The following is a 3,706-nucleotide window of genomic DNA, read 5'->3' as shown; positions in this document are numbered from 1 at the left end:
ACAAGACCCTTCACCCGGCATACCTGTATGCGATGGCGGGCGCGGAGCTCCCTTCCGATTGCTACGATCTTCCAAGGTGGCCGCGCGACCTCGCGAAGCTGGGCCTGCTGGTCATCATCAACGCGAAGAGCATCAAAGCCGCTATCGGGGCCATTGCCCATTCGGATGGTCGAAAGTGGACCCGCGACGACCACGGGAACCCGATCGGATTCACTCACAAGCGAAACCTGATGCAGGTACTCGCTGAACCGGGAAGCCTTGAGGCCGAAGCCAAGGCCAAAGAACTGATTGCCGACCTCAAAGAACTTCATGCGCCGATCAATCGCTTCTTTGGGAAGGACATGGGCGCAAAGCTGATGCGCATCGACAGCGCCATGGCCGAAGCGGTCATGCTCGACATGTTCAACAAGGGGATCGTCGTGCTGCCCGTTCACGACAGCTTCCTTGTCCAAGCCTCGAAGGTCGACCAACTGGAAGCAGCGATGCAGAAAGCCGCGCACACTCACGGCTACCAAGCGATCAAAATCGAACGCAAAATGGCCAAGAGCCCAGATTCGCCTAAGCAGTTGTTCCTGCTGTAGAATGTTGGTCATTTCCCTACATATGGAGAGAGGGCGGCCCCCGGCCGCTCCCTGCCGCTCTTGATACCGGTGTTGCTCGGCTGATGTGGAGGGTCTCTGACTGCCGCGCCGATTTTGGTCCGTTTTGAAATCTCAGACGCTAAAGGCTTCCCACTAAAGCCGCCGCCGCGCCGCCCGCGCGTGACTCCATCTGTAGGGAAATCGGGTGAATCTCACTGGCAGATCAATAGCATATCCGAGAATGGGGGCGTGTCGTATCCGTCGCGGCGCTGATCGGTCCGACGTGATCTTGCCGTTGGCAGGATTTGCCGCTGGCATCGGTGTAGCAATTGCCAGACTGGCGGCGGCGTTCGGGGCGAACCGCATTCGGTGTTTCCTGAACCCGGCGTGGCTGCAAAGCCCGGCTTAACCCCGGCTAACGCAAGCCCAACGCACTGACCGACGCAGGCGGCGACCTCCTAACCCTGCGACATCATGGCGAGGATCGACGGCACCGCCGATCGGCCAACGCATCCCTAACGCATGAGGCAACGCAGCTGCGGCCCTGTGTGGCAAGGCGTTTGCGGCCCCTGTAGATAGGTCAGCAAGGTTGACTTTTCTCGGAAAATATATTAAGGTTTCAGTATATTCGGAGTCCCGCATGATTTACACCCGCCAGCCGATCAGCACCGCCGCCCCCTACCGTCTCGATGACGTGAAGGGCCGCGCTCGCGTGGATCACGACGACGAGGATGCAGGCATTGCGATCATGGCTGAGACGGCGGCGGCTGAGATCGAGCGGCATTGCGAGTTGGCCCTACTGGCGCAGACGATCACCGTCACCTTCCGCGCATGGTGCAAGCGTATCCCGCTCCCGGTCGGCCCGCTCTATGCAGCTGGCGACCCGCTCACCGTTGAACTGATCGACGACACCGGCACGGCGACCCCGCACCCAGCGGGCTGGTGGATCGAGGGCGATCGCTACCCCGTGTTGAACCTGACGACCACGACCAATGCCACGGCGCTGCGGATCGTCTATCTGGCGGGCTACGGCCTCGACGTGGATAGCATCCCGGCAGACCTGCAACTGGCGATCAGCGACCACGCGGCGCGGCTGTATGACCTCAGAGGCGCGGACGATGCAGCCCAGGGCCTGAGCCTAGCGGCAAGCCGGATCGCGGCCCGGCATCGCAGGGTTGCCGTGTGACGGCGCAGAGCAGCGCAGAGAAGCCCGTCGCCAAGCGCGGACGCGGCAGACCCCGCAAGGCCGAGAAGGCCACCAGTGAGGCTGTGCGCGCGTCTGGTCCCAATGCCCGGCAATCGAAAAGCGTGGGTACCGACGGTCGGAGTGTTGCGCTCTCTCTCCCGAATAAAAAAACCGGGGAAATCCCCGAGGTGGCGATCGCCTTCCTCGAAACCCTGACCGTTCCCGAGGGACCGCTCGCGGGGCAACCGCTGCGGCTGGCCGAGTATCAGCGGCAGTTTGTGCGCGGTGCTCTCGGCCCTGACGTGATGGTCGGCGTTCTCTCGATCGGACGCGGCAACGCCAAGACAGCACTAGCGGCGGGCCTCGCCCTAGGTAGCGTCATGGGCGTTTGGGACGATCAGCCCAAGCGGGAAATCCTGCTTGCAGCCCGAAACCGCGATCAGTGCCGCGCGGCGTTTCAATTCGTGGTCGGTTTCGTCCAGGGCTTGCCCGAGGATGAGCAAGAACTCTTTACGATCCGGCACGGCTCCCGCCTAGAAGTCGAGTACCAGGCGAACGGCGGCGGGCTGATCCGCGTCATTCCGGCAGACGGAAAATCCATCCTCGGCGGCGCTCCGACGCTGGCGATCATGGATGAGCGGGCAGCATGGGAACGCGAGAAGGGCGACACGCTCGAAAACGCGATCCTCTCCGGCTTGGGCAAACGCAATGGCCGGGCGCTGATCATCTCGACCTCGGCGGCAGACGACACGAACACCTTTAGCCGCTGGCTCGATGAGCCTCCGCCCGGATCGTATGTCCAAGAGCATCGCCCGTCGCCCGGCCTCCCGGCTGATGACCTCGAAAGCCTGCTGATCGCCAACCCCGGCGCATCGGAAGGCATCGGCGCGACCCCGGAATGGCTGGTGGCGCAAGCCCGGCGCGCGATCGCTCGCGGCGGCTCGGCCCTGTCCAGCTTCCGCAACCTCAACCGCAATGAGCGCGTCAGCACTGAAGACCGTTCGGTTTTGATCACTGTCGACGAATGGCTCGCGGCGGAAGTCTCGCCCGGCGACCTCCCGGCCCGTTCCGGCCCCTGCATCCTCGGCGTCGACCTCGGCGGATCGCGTTCCATGTCCGCTGCGGCGTTCTTCTGGCCTGAGACTGGCCGTCTTGAGGCGCTAGGCACCTTCCCGGCCAAGCCCGGCCTTGCTGATCGTGGGGCCGCTGATGGCGTCTCTGGGCGCTATGTCGAGATGCAGGATCGGGGCGAGTTGTCGGTGCTGGGCGAAAACACCGTCCCGCCCGGCCCGTGGCTGGCCGAGATCGTGCGGCAACTCGACGGCGCGGACGTGGCCTGCATCGTGGGCGACCGTTTCCGCCATGCCGAGTTTTCCGAGGCAATGGTCGCGGCGGGCCTGCGCGTCCCGTTCGTCTGGCGCGGCTTTGGCTGGAAAGACGGCAGCGAAGACGTGGAACGATTCCGGCGCGCGCTGTTCGACGGCGAGGTGAAAACCGTTCCGTCGCTGCTACTGCGATCGGCCTTCGCGGACGCAATCACGCTGGTCGACCCGGCGGGAAACAGCAAGCTGGCGAAAGCCCGGTCCCTTGGGCGGATCGACGCGGCGGCGGCATCTATCCTCGCGGTGGCCGAAGGAATGAGGCGCAAGGCGGCACCGACCCGCAAGGCGAGGGTCGCATGGCTGTAAAACCTGACAACTTCCGCCGCTACTCGCGCCCGGTCCTGAAAACCCGGCGCTGGCAAGTGCTGCGGCACGAAATCCTAGAGCGCGACGGCTGGACCTGCACCTGCGGATGCGGGCGGCGCGACCGGCTGGAAGTCGATCACGTTCGGCCCGTTCGAACCCACCCCGAACTCGCCTTCGACCCGGCCAATCTGCAAACGCTCGCGGCCCCCTGCCACACCGCGAAAACCCGTATCGAATGCGGCCACAAGCCG

At 64.2% G+C, this 3,706-nt stretch carries 4 protein-coding genes; all 4 read left to right on the top strand.

All coding sequences use genetic code 11. The features are described 5' to 3' along the window. A partial coding sequence (locus ACFDS3_RS19595) for a hypothetical protein (protein ID WP_375264021.1) occupies nt 1–581 on the top strand: 581 nt, incomplete at its 5' end. A 640-nt stretch (nt 582–1,221) separates the two neighbouring features. Then, nucleotides 1,222–1,767, top strand: a complete 546-nt coding sequence (locus ACFDS3_RS19590) for a hypothetical protein (RefSeq protein WP_375264020.1) — start codon at nt 1,222–1,224, stop codon at nt 1,765–1,767. A 188-nt stretch (nt 1,768–1,955) separates the two neighbouring features. Further along, nucleotides 1,956–3,455, top strand: a complete 1,500-nt coding sequence (locus ACFDS3_RS19585) for a terminase large subunit domain-containing protein (protein WP_375264019.1) — start codon at nt 1,956–1,958, stop codon at nt 3,453–3,455. Continuing rightward, nucleotides 3,446–3,706: HNH endonuclease (locus ACFDS3_RS19580; RefSeq protein ID WP_375264018.1), on the top strand; the 261-nt coding region annotated here is incomplete at its 3' end. The genes ACFDS3_RS19585 and ACFDS3_RS19580, both read left to right, overlap by 10 nt.

Source organism: Palleronia sp. (genome assembly GCF_042089775.1).
GTDB lineage: Bacteria > Pseudomonadota > Alphaproteobacteria > Rhodobacterales > Rhodobacteraceae > Palleronia.
This window is presented reverse-complemented; position numbering and strand designations above follow the sequence as displayed.